We start from the raw sequence: 18309 nt of genomic DNA on the forward strand, positions 1-18309 counted from the left end.
CCCTAAAAGGGAGTACCCCGGCCCGCAATGCTCTTGAACACAAGAAACCTTCAATTTGACAGAACCCGTGCGGTGGAGTTCCCCTTAAAGGGGGCCAGGGGGTAGTGCGTAAGGAAGAATACAAAAACCTTTTCAAGCAATCAATTATATCAAACACCCACCCACTACCCCTCTTACTCCCCTGAAAGGGAGCACCCCGGGCCGCAATGCTCATGAACACAAGAGACCCTCAATATAACAGAACCCGTGCGGTGGAGTTCCCCTTAAAGGTTTACCATATAAAAGTTATTTTTTATCATGGGGGCCAGGGGGTAGCGCGCAGGCAAGTGCTTTAAAACCACACAAGGACGAGTTTTCCAATTTATTTCTCATAAGTAGTTTTTTCATCCTAAACCCCTATTGCCTAACCCCCTAACCTGGTATTATCAGAGATTCTTCGCAAGCTCAGAATGACATCTCTACTAGCCTAATCCCCTACTAGCCTAATGACCTAATGACCTAATTGTCTATTTACTATGCTCAACGAACTCCTATACGAAAAAAACAACTACCTCACCCTCCTGTTCTGGGTGCTGGTCGGGGCCTTTGCGGGCCCTTTGGTGTATGTAGTGGTGCCCGTTCACATGCTCATTCTTAACAAAAAAGGAGCCATATTGTGGATATTGTTAGGGTTATGGCTGGTATTGACCTTAAGCGACAGCCGGCAGCCCGTCTTCAGCTTTGCTGTGAATCTGAAAACCGCCATGATGCTGGTCATGGGATATCTTTTTCTGGTAATGCCAAAAGAAGAAGATGCACTGCGCTTTGTAAAACCTTTCATTCCCTTTTTTGCGGTGGCATTCATTGCCTTAATCGGCAGTCCGGTAGCCTTTCAAGGGTTTCAGAAAACCGTTTCTTATGTATTGCTCCTGACCGTAATCCCACCCACTGTGAACCTTCTGCTCACCTGGGAAAAAGAGCGATTTCTCTATCATCTGATTATGGTAGGAGTCATTGTACTGGCCACCGGTCTGGCCTTGCGATTTATCTCCCCCGGATTTGTCATTTTTGGAGAAGAAAGATTCTCCGGATTATTGGGCAACCCCAACGGACTGGGAATCTATGGGTTTATGTTTACCGCCCTTTTTACCATTATCATCCATTTTCAAAGGTATCTGTTTACGCGCAATCAGATTATATTTGTTTATGCACTGGTTTTCGTTTCTCTTATAATGGGCGGTTCCCGTGGAGGCCTGTTTTCCACAGCACTGTTTTTGGCCGCCTGGTTCCTGTTAAAGCGCGATCCCATCATAGGCTTCATCATAATGTCACTGGTGTTTCTTTCTTACCAATATGTTATAGCCAACTTCGAAGACATCGTGCTTTCCCTGGGTTTAGAAAACTATTTCCGGCTCGAAACCCTGGAATCCGGATCAGGCCGGGTTTTTGCACGCCAGGTAGCTATGGAAAACATTCAGAAAAACTACTGGTTCAGCAAAGGTTTCTCCTACAACGAATTGGTTTTTTCCCAATATGCCGACTTTTTCGAAAAACATGGTCACCAGGGTAACGTGCACAACAGCTGGCTCACCATGTGGCTGGACACCGGTCTGGTTGGTCTGATCCTGTTTTCTATCGGCTGGTTGACCAACTTCATACGTGCCTCCCGCTTCTCCCCTCTTGTGTGGGCGGTGTTTTTTGGGTTACTGCTTTCCATTAGTGTAGAATCATGGCTGGTAGCCTCACTAAATCCGTTTACTATTGTACTGGTGATTATATTGAGTATGATGGGGAATCCGGCCTTTTACAGGCCGGCAGGGGAAATGGGTGATTAGGTCAATAGGCAAGTAGGCCAGTAGGTTAGTAGGTCAGTAGGTTAGTAGGTCAGTAGGTTAGTAGGTTAGTAGGGGATTAGGAAATTAGGCCAGTAGGTTAGTAGGGAATTAGATAAATAGTCTTATCATTCTGAGTTTGCAAAGAATATTCCATACAAGTGCCATAGGCACAACCGATTTTGTTGTCTGGGATTTCAATCCCCGGGATTAGATTAGGCGAGTAGGGGATTAGGTCAGTAGGTCAAATAGGCGAGTAGGTCGTTAGGTCAGTAGGCGAGTAGGAGATTAGGTCAGTAGGTCAATAGGGGATTAGAGAAAACTGAAAAAACATCCCAACAATCAAAAGCCACAAGCTTGCCAATTAGAAAAAATCAATATATCTTTAACAGAAACCACAAATTTAAACCAACAAAAATCCATGACGAACTGGGATTTCAATAAAAATCATTAAATTTGAACCTCTCACGGATTTTTCACGTTAACATATTACATAACAACAATTGATCTGTTATTTCAATGTGCGATACAGAAATTAAAAAATACAACGACAAACTCCTAAAATTTGGGAAGAAGATTGCATCAAGCAAAGAAAAATCAGACTCATTTCTGAATCAGATAGGTGTGACCACAAAAAAAGGCAACCTTAAGAAACCCTACAAAAGCTTATGTACTCAACACGCTCGGGACTGATTTTGGGATTCCATGGGTGCGATTCTTCTCTTGCCAAGGCAGTTGCTTCAGGCAAAAAAAATCTTAGAAACAGTGAAAATAATTATGACTGGTTAGGTCATGGTGTTTATTTTTGGGAAAATAGTCCGCAGCGCGCTTTCGAATTTGCCACATGGTTAAAAACCAATCCGGGTAAAGCCAATTCCAAAGTAGAAACACCAGCAGTCATTGGAGCAGTTATTGATTTAGGCCTTTGTTTTGATATGCTTGATTATGGGATGCTCGGTATTTTAAAATCAGGCTATGAAGTCTTTAAATCAATTTGGGAAAAGACAGGCAGAAAACTTCCTACCAACAAATCAATGGGAAATTCCGGTGATCTCCTTCTTCGTGAATTAGATTGTGCCGTCTTTGAAACCATACACCAACTTCGCAAAGAAGCCAATGACCCTCCTTATGATTCAGTTAAAGGAGTATTCTGGGAAGGCAATGAACTATATCCAAATGCCGGTTTCAAGGAAAAAGATCACATTCAAATTTGTATTAGAAATCCCAACTGTATAAAAGGTTTTTTTCTTCCACGTCTGGAGAATAAGAAGTTCAGTAAAGTTTAGAAAATACTGATGAATAACTAAATTACTCCTTCTACACCCCTACCAACCTAATCACCTATTTGCCTAATCACCTACTGGACTAATCACCTATTGACCTAACAACCTACTGACCTATTTGCCTAAAACAATGAACATACTCTTCCTATACACAGAACTCGCTTCCTACTTCCTGGCAGGCGTTAAAGAACTTACCCAAAAAGGGCATTCAGTGCACATCGTGCGCTGGCCTGTGAATAAAGAAGCTCCCTTTCTGTTTGATTTTCCTGAAGGTGTGACGATTTATGAACGCAATGATTACAACAAGCAAGAACTGATCGATCTTGCCAAAAGCATCCAGCCAGATGTAATAATCTCCAGCGGATGGGTGGACAAAGATTACCTGGGCGTTTGCCGTCATTTCAAAGACGACATACCTACCGTAATGAGTATGGACAATCAGTGGAACGGCACTTTACGACAGCAGTTGATGCGACTGGCTGCACCATGGATTTTGCACCGCTCCTATTCACATGCATGGGTACCGGGAGCCCCCCAAAAGGAATATGCACTCAAGCTGGGTTTTAAAGAAGATAATATTGAAGTAGGCTTCTACGCTGCTGATGTAAAACTCTTTTCCTCATCAGCAACCGACAGAACAGAGTCAAACTCATACCCACGAAAACTGGTTTATGTAGGGCGATATGTGCAACAAAAAGGATTAGACCTCCTCTTCCCGGCTTTTATAGAGCTTCAGAAAGAATCTTCCAACGAGTGGGAGCTCTGGTGTGCCGGCACCGGAGAATTGTTCGATCAGCGTCCTGACCATCCTAAAATCAAACATCTGGGCTTCCTGCAACCCGATGAACTCAAGAAAAAATTAAAAGAAACCGGAGTATTTGTCCTTCCCAGTCGCTTTGAACCCTGGGGTGTGGTGGTTCATGAAATGGCAGCAGCCGGTTTCCCCATGGTCTGCTCCAATGCCATAGGCGGCACCACCCGCTTTCTGGAAGAAGGTAAGAACGGTTTTCTTTTTGATAATGAAGACAAAGAAAGCCTTAAAAAAGCCCTGAAACGAATCATGAGCCTCAGTGACGAAGAGCTACGGGAAATGGCCGGGCAAAGCCACAGGCTGGGAGTTGGGTATGATCCGGAGATGTGGGCCAGACAGGTTGTTAGGCTAATAGGTCGGTAGGTCAACAGGTCAACAGATCGGTAGGCAAATAAGCCCGTAGGTTAGCAGGCAAAATAATAAACTTAACTTTTAATCCATGGAAAATTTTAGTTTTAAGAAATTATTGGTTTGGCAGAAAGCCATGACTTTCGCTGAAAAATGTCTTGATATCACCGAAACAATTAAAGGACATTACCGACTTATTGAACAACTGGAAGCAGCAGCTGCATCTGTACCGCAAAATATCGCAGAAGGCGATGGCCGTGTAAGTATCAAAGAAAATATTAATTATCTATATATTTCCAGAGGGTCACTTTATGAATCAATTACTGTTCTAAATCTATTTTACCATAAAAATATCATACCAAAAGAAACCTTGGATGAACTGGAAACAATTGGAATGGAAATCTCTAAAATGATCTCCGCATTAATCTCTCAAAAAAGAAAATTCCTCTAATCGGTCGGTAGGTCAAATAGGTCGGCAGGTTAGTAGAAAAATTAACACAAACACAAAAAAACAACAACTTAACCGCAAAAACCCTTAAACCTATTGACCTAACAACCTGTCAACCTATCAACCTATTGACCTATCAACCTATCAACCTAATATATTCCTCCAACACAACCAGCGGCCACACCCGTGAAAAAGTCACCCCCGCATCCCCTTTCAGGAATCTGTTCCAGATATCCAGCACTCCTTTTTCATTAAACATTTCGCGCTGAGCAATTGAGCGGATGCGCTCATCGGCATAGCTGTGCATCTCCCCTTTCAGCCAGTCGCGCCACGGAAAAACAAAACCCATTTTAGGGCGGTTAACGATGTAGTCAGGCAATAAATCCGGCATACTATCCACAAGTAACTTTTTGGGTGTAACCGGTCTCTTTATGTTATCAGGAAGCGACAACACATACTCCACCAGTTTATGATCCAGAAACGGCACCCGTACCTCCAGGGCATGAGCCATACTCATCTGATCACTGTCGCGGAGCAAAACATTCTGCATGTAGGTGCTTAACTCAGCCACCGAAACCAGCGAAAGCACCCCCGCTTTTCCATTCAGATTTTGCTTTTTCAACCACTCCACCGGATTGTGCGCAGGCAGTTTATCCCGGTTAAGCATGCCCTCCAGCTGAGGATCCATAAGTGCCTGGCGAGAAGTGGCAAAAGCTTCCTCAAAATTGTACTCTGCCATCTCCAGTAGCTGTTTCATTTTTGAAGAAGCCACTCCCGGCTTTAAAGAAGCAAGACTCTTCCCGGCCATCTTTCGTAAGAATAAGGGCAACTGCCACAGCCATTTTCGCTGTTCCAACGCCGCCATCCGGTTAAAAATGGCATATCCTCCAAACACCTCATCACCGCCAAGTCCCGAGAGTGCCATGGTAATTCCGGCCTCTTTAGTCATTTTAGAAACCACCCAGGTATTAGGCCCGTCGCCACTGGGGTGATCCATGGCCGATAAAGCATCCGGCAATAGATGAAGGAAATCATCAGGTTTGAGGTGAATCTCATGATGGTTGGCTTTGTGCATTTCAGCTATGTACCTGGCGTACGGCGCTTCCGAGAACTCATCCTCGGCGAAGGAAATATTAAAAGTATCAATCCGGTTACTGGAAACTTTAGCCATGGCCCCCACAATAGCACTTGAATCAATGCCTCCTGAAAGAAAAGCGCCGAAAGGCACATCAGCGACCAGGCGTCTTTCTACCGATTCAAAAAACAGGTTACGAACCTGTTTCTTTACCTCATCATAGCTTCCCGGTTTATGCTGTTGCATCTTGTCGGCTAGATTCCAATAAGTATCAAGAGAAACTTCATTACTTTTAATACTATAATTAAGAATGGTTCCCGGCAGTAGCATCTGAACCTCTTTCAAAATGGTGTTGGGTGTCTGAACCGTCTGGTATCTTAAAAAATCCACCACCGAATTGTCGTCCAGCTCTTTTGAAACATTACCGGAGGCCAAAAGAGCTCTCACCTCCGATGAGAAAAACAAACCATTGTCATTCAAACTCCAGTAAAGCGGTTTTATCCCCAGGCGATCTCTTACCAGCGACAAGGTCTCCTCTTTTTTGTCCCATACAGCAATCGCAAACATTCCATTGAACAACTCAATGCACTTAGGCCCCATTTTTAACCATGCTGCCAGAATAACTTCACTATCAGTATGTGATTTATAGGGGTAATCAAACTGATTTCTCAACTCCCTGAAATTATAGACCTCCCCGTTAAAAACCATCACATAACGGCCACATGCCGATAACATCGGCTGGTGACCCGCATCCGACAGGTCAATAATTGATAAACGCCGATGTCCCAAAGCAACCTCTCCATCCTGCCAGACACCCTCATCATCAGGCCCCCGATGCGAAAGCCGGTCGTTCATGGCTTTAACCCTGGTGCCTTTATCTTCTATATTTCCTGAAATTATTCCGTTTATTCCACACATATTTTTATTGTATTGAGCTGGTGAGTTGATGAATTAGTGAGCTCCAAATCTAGCTAAAGTTCCGTAGGAACGACAAATCTTGTTCACCCGGAATTCATTCCGGGGGTTGTTCAATTTCATGTTTCTTCATCAAGTTACAGATTCTTCGCAAGCTCAGAATGACAACTCTATTCGCTTATTTTTCTACTCTCCCAACAATCTAACATACGCCTCCAGATTGCGCTCATCATTACAAAACACCTGCGCCTTTTCCCCTGCAGCATTACACCTCTTCCTCCATTCATCCTCGTCCAGTTCTGCCATCTTCCCAATTTTATCTGCAAACAGCGATTCTTCCAACGGAAGGTCATAACCACAATTTTCTTTCTCCAACTCTCGCCATGGTGTTTGATCACTAATCAGCACCGGCCGGCAGGCCGTAAAACTTTCCAGAATCACATGCCCAAAATTCTCGCCTCTCGAGGGAAGAAACAAAAAATGATAATCTCCAATGACTTCTGCAACCTTATCACTCTCAACCAAACCGTGGTATTCAACATGAATATTGGCCGGAAGGGTATCAATAACCGCTTTGCAATCGCGCCAATAAGTTTCATTGTAAATCTGTCCGTAAAGGTCATACACAATCTCACCGCCTCCGGTATATTTCTTTAATGCCTCCAACGCAAACAATGTATTCTTTTCAGGGGCAATGCGGGCCATGGATACCAGGCGTAAAGTTCCTTTCTCCTTGCTTATCTCCTTTGGAGCCGGTAATACCTTGCGGGGCAGATTAGGAGCCACAGCAACAGGCACCTCTCCAAAGACAGCTCGTGTATCCCTCTTTTCCTGCTCGTTGGTAGCATGAAAAACCACGCTTTTGTACAAGCCAAATACCTTGGCCAGATTGAGAAATACCTTCTTTTTGGTGCTTTTCACATTTATAGCGCTACGGGCCAGCATACCTCTCACCCCAACAATTATTTTGTTTCGTTTAAGAAAAAACAGCGGAAGAATAGAAAACCTCCAGGAATAGATACCATTCACATAAGCCACATCGAAATTGGTCTCTGCAATCAGTCGCTTCATATTTTTAAAAGAAAGACCCTCCTTGGAAAAGTAATACACTTCAGAATCAAATGGTCCCTCCACCCACTGGTCTGCTGTTAGTTCATAGGGCTTTGTCTCCATATAATCCGTATTCCTGGTCACCACCAGAAAGTGATACTCCTCACTAAACTGCTCAATCATATTGGCCATGGAACGCACGGGGCCTCCAGCCTTATATCCCGGTAAAAACCAATCGATAAAAATCAGTATTCTTTTCTTTTCCTTATGCATAGTTGAGCAAAGGTAGTAATTTAGTGGATAGTTGGTAGGCAAGAAGCAAGTAGCAATTAGGGAATAGGACGAGTAAAATTCTCTTTTTGAGCCTGCCAGGAATCCCTTACAGTTAGTTCTTCGTTGACAAAATTAGCCACCAAGCTTTTAACATCGTGAAGAACTAAAATAAGATAATCAATACATTAAAGAAATTGTTAAATAAAAACAATGCAAAGTAGTCTGCCTGTGGCAGAGAAAAATTCTTCCTTACCCAAATTTTCTGGGATCATTCATCACATGGCAATGCATTTACCACACAATGAAACTTCAGGAAGAATATTTAGTAATTCCATCCAGTGAAGAATCTAAATCACAAAACAACGCAGAGAGGAACAGATTAAAACAGTTTCTAATAAAATAACTACTCATCTTTTGTTAAGAAATTTAAATCCAACAATTCTTTAGGAGTTATCCCAAGTCCTTTCGCCAAATCAATCAGGGTTGTAAAAGAGAGATTCCTTTTCCCATTTTCAATGTCACTAATAGTAGCTTTAATTAAGTTGTTACTATTCAACACTACTTCATCCTGACTCAAACCGGCTTGCATTCTTAATTCCTTAACATGCTTCCCGAATTTCCGTAATATTCGCTCCTTTTGTTTATCCATTTAATAGGAATTTATATACAAAGGGGGGAAATATTTTTTCAAATTTTGTTATAAGATATTATAACAATTCAACATTTATTTCTATATTTGTTTCATCGTTTGAACATGTAATGTAATTTTGCGATACTTCGATAGATAAAAATATTAGAAGCATTCGCTTAGAATCTCGACTTGAAAACTGGTAATTTTTAAAGTACACGAGATGATAAGTAGAAAGGCTCACGACCCGGGCGTGGGCTCACTTATCTGTGTACTAGGTATACCAGTGCCTCAAGTCGGATAAGTTGAGTTCCGCGCCCTCTTTTTTTGTTCCGGCGCATCCTTTTTCAGGTCACTCAACTACGGATCTACCTCCCTCAAAGGGCGTACTTTTATGCAACAGTATTACAGTTAAACCTTAACAGGCAGCATGCTTATGACACCTTAACACTACCATTGCAAACAAAAAAAGCCCGCTACAACTGTTTGGCGACATGCAGCAGGCTTATTAATCAAAAGTTTAATTAATTCTTCAAAAGTATGCATTTTTTTCCACACCACCACAGTGCCGGAACAGGCAGCGTGTATCCTGTAAGTCAAGCTCCGTAAGGCAAAAGGGAGGGAGCAGGAAGGGATTAGCTGTTAGCTTTTGGCTCATAGGCCAGTGCACCTCTGTGTCACACGAAATACGGAACCAGAAACACAAAACTCGTCAGTTCTGTGCACCTCTGTGATCTCCGTGTCTCCTCCGTGAAACTCTGTGTAACATATAAACCAGTAACACGGAACTCAAAACACGAAGTCCCCTCTTTTTCAGCCCCCCCCTGGGAGGATTTTAGGGGGCCTCTTCAGTTAGCCCATCGGCTACTGAAATGGGTATGCTATGCGCTCTTGTGAATGCAACCAAATGCATTCAACACACTAAAAACAAGCATTTTAATAAAAATTCAGAAGCTGTTTTTTCATAAACCCGGAATATCCGGAGGGCAGGTCTTCGGACTTGCTTTCGGATATTTTCCTTTCACACACAACATAAAAACAACAATGCAAACAACCAAAAATTTAAGTTTTATGAGAAATTCCAAAGAAAAAATCCGGTTCCTGGTGAACATCCGTCACAGGGGAACCATGCTTCTTTGCCTGTTCATACTCACAGGCATTGTCAACTTCCTCATGGCTCAGGAGAAAAATCTCACCGGCCGGGTCACCGATCCCCAGGGTGATCCCATGCCCGGAGTCACCATCTCACTCAAAGGAACCACATCGGGCACCATTACCGATATGAACGGCATTTATACCCTCCACGAAGTACCCGACGATGCCCTGCTGGTATTCTCCTTCATTGGCATGCAAACACAGGAGATAGCTGTGGCAGGCCGCTCCCGCATTGATGTCACCCTTCAGCCTGCCGTTATTGGCCTGGAAGAGGTGGTGGCTGTCGGGTACGGAAGTCTCAAAAAAGAAGATGTTACCGGGTCGGTCAACCGTATGATGAGCGACAATTTCAATCCCGGGCCTGTCACCAATCCCCTGCAGCAACTTCAGGGCCGCATGACAGGGGTCAACATCTCGCAGGCAGGATCAGATCCCAATCAGGCGCCCACCATACGCATACGGGGCATCAATTCACTGGCAGGAGGCAATGACCCTCTGGTGGTAGTGGATGGCGTGCAGGGTGGCCCGGAACTGTTGCAAACATTGTCTCCCTCCGATATTGCCTCCTTCGATGTTCTCAAAGATGCCTCCTCATCGGCCATCTACGGATCACGTGGAGCAGCAGGAGTGGTGATCGTCACCACAAGAAGTGGCAAAGCAGGCAAAATGCAGCTGGAAGTCAACAGCATAAGCTCACTGGAGACAGTAGCAGGAAAGCCTGATTTGATGAATGCTGCTCAATGGCGTCACTATGTGGATCAAAGCGGGATCAGCGCCTCTGATTACGGTGCCGACACCAACTGGTTCGATGAGATTACACGCAATGGTCATATCATGAATAACAACATAGCCATTTCGGGAGGAACCGAACAGCTCAGCTACAGAGCTTCTCTCAGCTACATCAGCCAGGAAGGTATTCTTCTGGAGTCAGGCTCCGACAGACTTACAGGATCTCTTAAGGTTCAACAGAAAAACCTCAATGACCGCCTGCAAACCACGCTTCACCTCAACGTCAATACCACCAAAGCTGACTTTGTAGCTACCGACGATTACGATGACATCAACACGGCACTGGTGGCTGCTTATCAGCGCAGGCCGGTAGAACCGGTGGTCAACAGCGACGGCAGCTTTTTTTACGACTCCAGCATCTGGGGATATGTCAATCCGGTGGCACTGCTGAAGGAGACCCGCAACCAGGGCAATATGGACAGTTATTTCGGAAGCATCAAATCGGAATACAACCTTTGGGAGGATTTGAAACTGGGGGTGTTTGCTTCCAAACGTAAGCACAACAATACCTATGGCTATTATCAGCCGGGCGATCTCTTTGGCACCAATGGTTATACCTACCATGGGTATGCCCAAAAAAGCCAGACTGCGCTCCACGAGGGACTGCTCGATCTGACGCTCAACTACCGGAAAACCCTGAAAAATCATCGCATTGCATTTACCGGGGTGTATGAGTGGCAGCAGTCCGCCAACGAAGGGTTTAAAGCCATCGGCCGCGATTTCATCTCCGACATCAATGACTTCAACAACCTTGGAAATGGCAACATCGGGGACGTACAAAGTGGTGACATCTCCTCCTTTAAGGACGAAAGCACCCTTATATCGTACCTGGCCCGCCTGAATTATGCCTATCGCGACAAATACCTGCTTACCATGAATATTCGTCACGACGGCTCTTCCAAGCTTGGAAAAAGCAACAAATGGGGCACCTTCCCTTCAGCTTCGGTGGCCTGGCGCATCTCCCAGGAACCATTTCTGAGCAACTCCTCTACCATCGACGATCTGAAGCTGCGGCTGGGGTATGGCGAAACAGGTAACCAGGGCGGACTGGTTCCTTACCAGTCGCTGAGATTGCTGGCATCGCAGGGCTCCACCCTTTTCAACGGCCGGCCCGTTACCCTCTACGGTACCTCCCAGAACGAAAATGAAAATCTCAAATGGGAAGTAAAAAAAATGGTCAACATCGGTCTGGATTTTCACCTGCTAAAAAACCGGCTCATGGGCTCCTTCGACTATTACAATGGTCATACCGACAACATGTTGTACGAATATGCCGTTCCCGTGCCCCCTTTCTATACCAATACGCTTTGGGCCAACATTGGAGAGATGACCAACAAAGGTTTCGAATGCTCACTGGAATACCTGCCCGTAAAAACCGAAAACACCTCATGGTCGGTGGGCATCAACTTCTCCACGAATGAGAACAAAATAAAATCACTCAATGGCACCCTCAACGGCAATGAACTTTCCACCGATCTGGTGCCTTATGGATATGCCGATGGAAGGGCAGTCTCTTTTCTAAAGGTGGGCGACCCGGTAGGTGTCTTCTATGTTTACAAACATGCAGGAATCGACGATCAGGGCAATGAAATCCTTGCCGACCTCAACAACGACGGAAGCGTTACCATCGACAACCGCTCCCCCGACAGGTACAATGCCGGAAATCCACAACCTGATTTTACCTATGGCATCAACACCTCATTCCGCCACAAAAACTTCGATGCCATGCTGGTATTCACCGGATCACAGGGCAACGAAATCTACAACGGCACCTGGAGCCGCCTCAACAGGCTGGGAGAAATCGGCATTCTCAACATGGCGCCCGAAGCAGTGGATAACGGTTTTAAGGTGATGTCCGACTTCTCCGATTTCTGGATACAGGACGGATCGTTTTTCCGGCTCTCGAACCTCACCCTGGGATACAATATCCCCGTCAGAAACGAGGCCATATCCCGCCTCCGGCTCTCCTTTACAGCCAACAATCTTTTTGTTATCACCGGCTATAAAGGTACCGACCCGGAGATACAGTCCGACGGGGCTTCCGGTTTTGGCATCGACGATTTCAATCTCTACCCCAGGGCCCGAAGCTTTGCCTTTGGGGTAAACCTCACCATTAAATAGAAGTGTCTGTTCAAGAATTATAATCACAACTGTAAAACCATTAAAAATAAAAGTCATGAATAAATTCCTGATATATTTCAGCCTGTTATTCCTTCTGCTGCCGGCATGTAGCAATCTGGACGAAAAGGTTTACGACCAGATAGAGGCCGACCGCTTCTACACCACCGACGAGCAGATCACCAATGCCCTGGCCCGAATTTATGCCCAGCTGCGCAGCGAAGCCAACCACCAGGGATATGCAGGCGAAAAGGGGTGGTACGACCTCAATGAAGTCACCACCGACGAACTGATGATTCCCGCCCGTGGCGCTTCCTGGCAGGATGGCGGTGTTTGGATGCAGCTCTACCGCCACAACTGGACACCCTCACACAACTTTCTGGGAGGTACCTGGGAGTGGCTCTACCAGGCCATTATCGATTGTAACACGGCACTCGAGGTGTTCAATGCCAGCCAGTCCGGCGAACAATACATTGCAGAAGCCCGGGTGCTGCGCAGCTTCTTCTATTTCCTGCTGCTCGATGGCTGGGGAAATGTTCCGGTAATCACCGATCGCGCCACTCCCCTTTCGGAAACATCGCAAAGCACACGCAGCGAAGTTTTTGCTTTTGTCGAAAAAGAACTCCGCGAAAATGTTCCCCTGCTGGGCGATGCCAAAGAAAGCCTCTATGGCAGGTTTAACCAGGCGGCCGGATATTCCCTGCTGGCCAAACTTTATTTGAATGCAGAGGTTTACACCGGCACTAATCGATGGGCCGATGCTCTGGAAGCCTGCAACAAAGTGGAAGAACTGGGGTATGACCTCCATAACGATTACTTCGCTCTGTTCGGGGATGAATGCCCTACCGACGAAGTGATACTGGCCATCCCCATTGATCCCGTACTGGCTCCCAAGATGATTTATGAATTCCGGACACTGGCCTACGAACATGGTCAGGCTTATGGCATCAGCTCCTGGAACGGGGCTTGTGTGCATGAAAATTTCCTCCGGAAATATGCCAATGGAGACATCCGAAAAAATCAGTGGATCTACGGCGAACCGGTAGAGGTAAACGGTCAGGTCGTGAAAAACGGCAACGGAGGAGATCTGGTGTACCAACCTTCCATCGCAAGCCTCGAAAATGCCGGAACTTACGAAGGGGCACGCAATCTCAAATTTTCCTTCGAGCGGGCCCCCTACAACGGCAACAGCGGTGGCAATGACTTCCCCGTTTTTCGTTTTGCCGATGTATTGCTGATGAGGGCTGAATGTGCACTACGCCTGAATGATGAGTTACAGGCGGTGTCAGACCTGAACAGGGTGCGCCAGAGAGCCGGGCTGCCTCCCTTTTCGGGAACGCTGACCCCTGGGGAGCTTCTGGATGAGCGGGCACGTGAATTATGCTGGGAAGGATGGCGCCGCCAGGATCTGATCCGGTTGGGCAAATTTGGTACTGCACACGACTTCATGCCCGGAAGCCACAACCATTTCGAGCTGTTTCCTATTGCCGAAACTACGCTGGCCAACAATCCCGGCCTGACCCAAAACAAAGGCTACTAAACTGATGAATCAGGAGTCACAGCATATATAACGATGAGTGGTTGAGCTCGAAAAACGGGAAGGTTAAGTAAAAAGAGAAGGCCAACCTGGTTTAATGCTGCCTTATCATAATGCCTGCCTCCGGTTGCACGGCTCACCACTCATTTCACAGTCATACTTGCTTGTGCTCTGTTCATTTATACCGATCATTCAGTAATAAAAAACATCATGAAATACAAAACAATCACTTCTCTTATACTCATGTTCCTGACTCTTTCCTGTGCCCACAGCGAGAACAGCAGCGTTCAACGCATAGATCCTCCATACTGGTGGACCGGGATGTCCAATCCCCACCTTCAGCTGATGGTGTATGGAAAAAACATTTCAGCCAGCTCCGTTTCCGTTGATTACCCCGGAGTCACCTTACAGCAAGTGCACCGCATGGATAATGCCAATTACCTCTTCCTGGATATTACCATCCGGCCCGGCACACCGGCAGGAACGCTGCCCATCAACTTCGGAGACTATACTTTTAACTATCGCTTGTACCCCAAACCCCGGAAGCAGGGAAGAAACCGGGGAATAAATTCTGAAGACCTGGTTTACCTCATCATGCCGGACCGTTTTGCCAACGGAGATCCGGAAAACGACCTCATCCCCTCAATGCAGGAGATGGTTCTTAGCCGGGATTCCATGTATTACCGGCATGGAGGCGACCTTCAGGGCATCATCGATCATCTCGATTACATTGAGGAGCTGGGGGTCACCACCATTTGGTGTACCCCGGAAGTGGAAAATGATCAACCTGTAACTTCGTATCACGGCTATTCCGTTACCGATCATTATCAGATCGATCCCCGTCTGGGATCCAACCGGCTCTATGAGCAGTATGTGAGCCTCTGTCATCAAAAAGGAATCAAAGTCATTAAGGATGTGGTGCTCAATCACATCGGGAGTGAACACTGGATGCTCAAAGATCTTCCGATGGATGACTGGCTCAACGATCCCGTAAAATACCCGAAAAGCACCTACAATTGCGAACCGGTAATGGATCCTTATGCCGCGCAAAAAGATCGGCAGACCACACTGAAAGGCTGGATTCACCACTCCATGCCCGATCTGAACAACGACAATGAGTTTGTTCAGAAATACCTGACTCAAAACACTATCTGGTGGCTCGCCTTTGCTGGTATTGACGGGATACGTTTCGACACCTATTTTTACAACAACCCCCAATATCTTGTACATTGGGCCTCCCGGGTAAAAGAAGAGTTTCCGGAAGTAACCATCCTTGCCGAAACATGGGTCAACGGCATGACAAAACAGGCCTGGTTCAGCGGAGGAAACACCGTCAACCGGGGACTGGACACCCACATCGACGGAATCACCGACTTCCGGTTGCGGGAAGCCATCATAAAAATGCTGAATCAGTCACCCGATCAATGGAGAAACAAACTCACACCCAATGTGGCCATGAACCCTGTATATGCAACCCTGGCGGGAGATTTCATCTATCAGTCTCCCTCCTGCAACCTGGCTTTTCTGGACAATCATGACCTGAGCCGAATCTCCACCGTTCTGGGAGAAGATGTGCAAAAGCTCAAAAACGCGCTCACCCTGCTGCTTACCACCAACCGAATTCCCCAGATATATTATGGCACCGAAATAGGAATGACCGGGTTCTGTAACCCTGACGGACTGGTACGAAGCGACTTCCCCGGAGGATGGCCCGGTGACAAAGAAAACAAGTTCACCCGGAAAGGCCGTAACAAACAGGAAAATGAAATTTACAATTTCGTAAAACGCCTGGCCCGTTACCGCAAAAATTCCGATGCCCTGAAAAAAGGAAAAATGATGCAATACTTCCCAACCAACAATGTGTATGTCTATTTCCGTTACACCGACAATCAAACTGTCATGGTGGTGTTCAACTCCAATAACCGGGAAATATTCCTCAATGCTGATGATTTTTCCGAAAGGACACAGGCAGCGTCCTCAGCACTGAATGTAATGACAGACAATGCCATCAAAAACCTGAACCGCATTCCGGTTCCGGCCATGGAAGCAGCCGTTTTTCAACTGGAATAAACATTTGAGCGGTTTTAAGCCGTAAGCAAAACAGCCATTAAAAGGTGAGCTGATGAGGGATAAGCACGGAAGAACGGTCACTTCCGCAGTTTATCCCTTTTTTGTCCGGTTTTACATACTGATCCTGCGAAGAATCTCTCAGGAGTTAGTCGGTAGTGAGTAGTCAGTGGCCAGTAGTGGAGTCTTAACAAGATGAATCCCCTACCCCTCGTTTCCGCACGAGGGGTTTACCATCCCTCGTCTCCTGCCGAGAAAACAATTAAAGGCCCCTCCCCAACCCTCCACCCAAGGGGAGGGAGCAAGCCACTTCTATCACAAACATTCTTTCTACCATACTTTCGCCCCACCGGGGCTGGTCCATGGCTTCAGATATTTTCGAACATTACTTTTCAACACCTCTTATTCCCTATAAAAAACAGATTACCTGTCTCATAGTATCTCAAAGTCCCCCCTGGCGGGATTTAGGGGGCCACCCCCTCACAACAACCGGCTATCACAAAAAAATCTTCCCCCTAAAAGAATCCATCCCCCTCTCGGGGAGGGGTTAGGGGAGGCTTTAATCCCCCTCTCTGGGAGGGGCTAGGGGAGGCCCTCTCTCTCCTTCGACCCTCCTCCGACCCTCCGTCGTACCTGCTTCGACTCTCCTTCGACTGTTCTGCGACTCTTCTTCGACCTTATAAGAGTCGCAGAAAAGCCGAACAAAGGCCGAAGAAGCCCCGAACAAGCCTCGGAGAAGGGTCAAACGCCATCCAGCCAACTCGCTGTCATTCAACCATTTAATGCAATTACTATTTAACAAAATATTAAAATCATGCAGAGACAGACTTTCCAAAAGCAACATAACAAACTGTCAATAAACAGATTACGGAGTTAAGCACATCAAAAAAAGGTTCACCACTGCAGTGCCAATATTTTTAGTATTGAAATGATGACCTGGAATTTGTGGATCTAACTGCCAGAACATTTTTTCACCCATTCTTTACCTGCCCTTACAGGGCGTAAAAACCAAACCTGTTTTTTCCCCGGGACGTTGCCACCGGGCTATATTTAGTTGGGCTTTCAGCCCGTATATTCCGGCATTCAAAAACTCATGAAAAGTTAGCCCCCTAAAACAAGGTGCTATTCTCATAAAAAAAACTGATAACCCCTCTACCCCTCGTTTCCGAACGAGGGGTTTACCATCCCTCGTCTCCTGACGAGAAAACAATGAAAGACATTTTCCATGGTAACAGCCAGTCCCTGAAAGGGGCAAATTTGAGTAACCCCGGATGCAGTCCGGGGAAAAAAGGAACCCGGCACATAAGGTCCCTGAAAGGGGCCAACAAATCCGCATCCATAAACGTACGACTCCTTCAGCGTCGGTTTCTCTGGTGACCAAACTATAAACATGCGAGCCCTTCAGGCTCCGATCCTCCATACCCCTCATTTTCCGCACGAGAAAACAATTAAAAACCTCCTCTATATCCTCAGTGGTTTTGGCAATAGCACCAGATAATTGATCATTGATCATTGATCATTGGTCATTGATCATTGGTCATTGCTCATTGGTCATTGCTCATTGCTCATTGCTCATTGGTCATTGGTCATTGGTCATTGGTCATTAAAAAGTGTCACCCCTGACGGGGCTTCATCTTTTCTATCACAAACATTCATTTTTACCATACTGCCGCCCCGCCGGGTCTGATCCATCATAAAAAGCAGGATTCGAACAATAATTATCTCCACCTATGAATTGAATAGCAAAAGAGGATTGCAAATCCCAGGTGGTCAAAACGGTCGGATTGCAAATCCGCCCGAACGGGGGCAGAAATCAAACAATTCTTACCCCGAGATTAATTGAAAAATACCTGGTAATATCCAAACCGCTGCCTGCCCTAACAGCTAAAAGGTACTAGCTATGAGCTAACACCTCCATGCCCATTTCTCATCTGCGTCCATCTGCGCCATCAGCGGACTTCCCTGTCTCATAGTATCTCAAAGTCCCCCTTGGGGGGATTT

General features: G+C 46.0%; 10 protein-coding genes. 7 read left to right on the forward strand and 3 right to left on the reverse strand.

Translation table 11 applies throughout. The features are described from left to right. Nucleotides 1–515: 515 nt before the first annotated feature. The 4 genes from W7W_RS0109090 to W7W_RS0109105 all read left to right on the forward strand — a co-directional run bounded on the left by W7W_RS0109090 (nt 516) and on the right by W7W_RS0109105 (nt 4704). Nucleotides 516–1814, forward strand: coding sequence for an O-antigen ligase family protein (locus tag W7W_RS0109090; RefSeq protein ID WP_010663476.1), 1299 nt, complete (start codon nt 516–518; stop codon nt 1812–1814). A gap of 665 nt (nt 1815–2479) precedes the next feature. Beyond that, nucleotides 2480–3097 (forward strand): hypothetical protein, encoded by a 618-nt coding sequence (locus tag W7W_RS0109095; RefSeq protein ID WP_010663477.1) that lies wholly within the window; start codon nt 2480–2482, stop codon nt 3095–3097. Nucleotides 3098–3224: 127 nt separating this feature from the next. After that, the gene (locus tag W7W_RS0109100; RefSeq protein WP_010663478.1) at nt 3225–4268 is read left to right on the forward strand and encodes a glycosyltransferase family 4 protein; all 1044 of its coding nucleotides are present in this window, start codon (nt 3225–3227) and stop codon (nt 4266–4268) included. A 76-nt stretch (nt 4269–4344) separates the two neighbouring features. After that, entirely contained in the window at nt 4345–4704 is a 360-nt protein-coding gene (locus W7W_RS0109105; protein ID WP_010663479.1) for a four helix bundle protein, read from the forward strand. A 133-nt stretch (nt 4705–4837) separates the two neighbouring features. On the opposite strand, the gene asnB is transcribed toward W7W_RS0109105, so the two are convergent. The 3 genes from asnB to W7W_RS0109120 form a co-directional block, all read right to left on the reverse strand. After that, nucleotides 4838–6694 (reverse strand): asparagine synthase (glutamine-hydrolyzing), encoded by a 1857-nt coding sequence (gene asnB, locus W7W_RS0109110; protein ID WP_010663480.1) that lies wholly within the window; start codon nt 6692–6694, stop codon nt 4838–4840. Between the two features lie 183 nt (nt 6695–6877). Next, nucleotides 6878–8014 carry a glycosyltransferase family 4 protein gene (locus tag W7W_RS21940; protein ID WP_010663481.1) on the reverse strand — a complete coding sequence of 379 codons (1137 nt, stop codon included), beginning with the start codon at nt 8012–8014 and terminating at the stop codon, nt 6878–6880. A 403-nt stretch (nt 8015–8417) separates the two neighbouring features. Next, nucleotides 8418–8663, reverse strand: coding sequence for a helix-turn-helix domain-containing protein (locus tag W7W_RS0109120; protein ID WP_010663482.1), 246 nt, complete (start codon nt 8661–8663; stop codon nt 8418–8420). Between the two features lie 1050 nt (nt 8664–9713). On the opposite strand from W7W_RS0109120, the gene W7W_RS21945 reads away from it, so the two are divergent. The 3 genes from W7W_RS21945 to W7W_RS0109135 all read left to right on the forward strand — a co-directional run bounded on the left by W7W_RS21945 (nt 9714) and on the right by W7W_RS0109135 (nt 16311). Continuing rightward, nucleotides 9714–12707 carry a SusC/RagA family TonB-linked outer membrane protein gene (locus W7W_RS21945; RefSeq protein WP_157202459.1) on the forward strand — a complete coding sequence of 998 codons (2994 nt, stop codon included), beginning with the start codon at nt 9714–9716 and terminating at the stop codon, nt 12705–12707. A gap of 55 nt (nt 12708–12762) precedes the next feature. Further along, nucleotides 12763–14244 (forward strand): RagB/SusD family nutrient uptake outer membrane protein, encoded by a 1482-nt coding sequence (locus tag W7W_RS0109130; RefSeq protein ID WP_010663484.1) that lies wholly within the window; start codon nt 12763–12765, stop codon nt 14242–14244. A gap of 207 nt (nt 14245–14451) precedes the next feature. Beyond that, nucleotides 14452–16311 (forward strand): alpha-amylase family glycosyl hydrolase, encoded by a 1860-nt coding sequence (locus tag W7W_RS0109135; protein WP_010663485.1) that lies wholly within the window; start codon nt 14452–14454, stop codon nt 16309–16311. The last annotated feature ends 1998 nt before the right edge of the window (nt 16312–18309 follow it).

This window comes from Marinilabilia salmonicolor JCM 21150, from assembly GCF_000259075.1.
GTDB lineage: Bacteria > Bacteroidota > Bacteroidia > Bacteroidales > Marinilabiliaceae > Marinilabilia > Marinilabilia salmonicolor.

What these genes read in the sequence shown, in the direction of transcription:
- W7W_RS0109130 (WP_010663484.1), top strand. Translation starts at nt 12,763, where the DNA reads ATGAATAAATTCCTGATATATTTCAGCCTGTTATTCCTTCTGCTGCCG.
- W7W_RS0109090 (WP_010663476.1), top strand. Translation starts at nt 516, where the DNA reads ATGCTCAACGAACTCCTATACGAAAAAAACAACTACCTCACCCTCCTG.
- W7W_RS0109095 (WP_010663477.1), top strand. Translation starts at nt 2,480, where the DNA reads ATGTACTCAACACGCTCGGGACTGATTTTGGGATTCCATGGGTGCGAT.
- W7W_RS21940 (WP_010663481.1), bottom strand. Translation starts at nt 8,014, where the DNA reads ATGCATAAGGAAAAGAAAAGAATACTGATTTTTATCGATTGGTTTTTA.
- W7W_RS0109135 (WP_010663485.1), top strand. Translation starts at nt 14,452, where the DNA reads ATGAAATACAAAACAATCACTTCTCTTATACTCATGTTCCTGACTCTT.
- W7W_RS21945 (WP_157202459.1), top strand. Translation starts at nt 9,714, where the DNA reads ATGAGAAATTCCAAAGAAAAAATCCGGTTCCTGGTGAACATCCGTCAC.
- W7W_RS0109105 (WP_010663479.1), top strand. Translation starts at nt 4,345, where the DNA reads ATGGAAAATTTTAGTTTTAAGAAATTATTGGTTTGGCAGAAAGCCATG.
- asnB (WP_010663480.1), bottom strand. Translation starts at nt 6,694, where the DNA reads ATGTGTGGAATAAACGGAATAATTTCAGGAAATATAGAAGATAAAGGC.
- W7W_RS0109120 (WP_010663482.1), bottom strand. Translation starts at nt 8,663, where the DNA reads ATGGATAAACAAAAGGAGCGAATATTACGGAAATTCGGGAAGCATGTT.
- W7W_RS0109100 (WP_010663478.1), top strand. Translation starts at nt 3,225, where the DNA reads ATGAACATACTCTTCCTATACACAGAACTCGCTTCCTACTTCCTGGCA.